General features: G+C 51.0%; 1 protein-coding gene. It reads left to right on the top strand.

The window, feature by feature from the left end; genetic code table 11:
* A partial coding sequence (locus LI162_RS15170; RefSeq protein WP_227156870.1) for a recombinase family protein occupies window positions 1-1,426 on the top strand: 1,426 nt, incomplete at both ends.

The following is a 1,426-nucleotide window of genomic DNA, read 5'->3' on the forward strand; positions in this document are numbered from 1 at the left end:
GGTCAGATTATGGAAATCCTGCGTCAGCGTGGCGTTCGCCTTATCGCCATCAATGACGGCGTGGACAGTGCCAGAGGGGACGATGATTTTACCCCTTTCCGCAACATCATGAACGAGTATTATGCCAGAGACACCAGCCGTAAAATCCGTTCCACTTTCCAGTCCAAAGGCAAGTCCGGCAAGCACCTCACAGGCACGGTCATTTACGGCTATCTCTGGAACGAAGCCAGAGACCAATGGCTGGTTGACCCCGAAGCCGCAGAGGTGGTCAAGCGCATCTTTTCCATGACGATTGACGGCTACGGTCCGTATCAGATCGCCAGCAAGCTGAAAGAAGAAAAAGTCCTCATTCCGTCCGCTTACCTTGCCCGGCACGGCGAGGGCGTGAACAAAAACAAGACTTTCAAAGATGTGTACGGTTGGGGTTCTTCCACCATCTGCAACATTCTTGAAAAGCGTGAATATCTGGGACACACCATCAACTTCAAGACCCGAAAGCACTTCAAGGACAAGAAAAGCCATTATGTCCCGGAGGACGAATGGACAATTTTCGAGAATACCCATGAGCCTATCATTGACCAGCAGACCTTTGACCTTGTGCAGAAAATCCGTGGGAATGTCAGACGCTACCCGGACGGCTGGGGCGAAGCAGCTCCCCTCACAGGCTTGCTTTATTGTGCCGATTGCGGCGGCAAGATGTATGTCCACCGTACCAACAACGGCAAGCGTATTTCTCAATATACCTGTTCCCAATACAGCAAAGTCCCAGTTGGAAAGCTCTGCACGACACAGCACCGTATCAATGAAGATGTGGTACTGTCCCTTGTTTCCGAAATGCTCAAAGCTATTGCCGAGTATGCGAAGCATGACCGAGCCGAGTTTGTCCGTGTGGTGCAGGAAGCGCAGTCCAGCCAGCAGACGGCAGAGGTCAAGAAACAGCGGATACGCCTTGCCACCGCAAAGCAGAGAGTTTCCGAGCTGGAAGTCCTGCTCTGCAAAATCTATGAGGACAACATTTTAGGAAAGCTGTCTGACAGCAGATATGCCACTCTGGACGCTCAATATGAAAAGGAGCAGACCGAGCTTACCGCTGAAATCTCTGTTCTGGAAAAGGCTATCAAGAGCTACGAGAAGCACGAAAAGGACGCTGACCGTTTTATCGCTCTGATTGACAAGTATGAGAACTTCGACAAACTGACGATTGCCATGCTCAATGAGTTTATTGAGAAAATCCTTGTGCATGAGCGTGACCGCAAGGGCAGTATTCAGACCACACAGGAGGTCGAGATTTACTTCAATTTCGTGGGTCGTTTCGTTCCCCCTGCGTTTGGCGAAGTGGAGCTTACCCCGGAGGAATTAGAGGAAATCCGCAAGCGTGAGGAACGCAAGGACAGGCTCCACCAGAACTACTTGAAGCGGAAAGCCA

Source organism: Mediterraneibacter sp. 210702-DFI.3.120, from assembly GCF_020561005.1.
Lineage (GTDB): Bacteria > Bacillota > Clostridia > Lachnospirales > Lachnospiraceae > Mediterraneibacter > Mediterraneibacter faecis.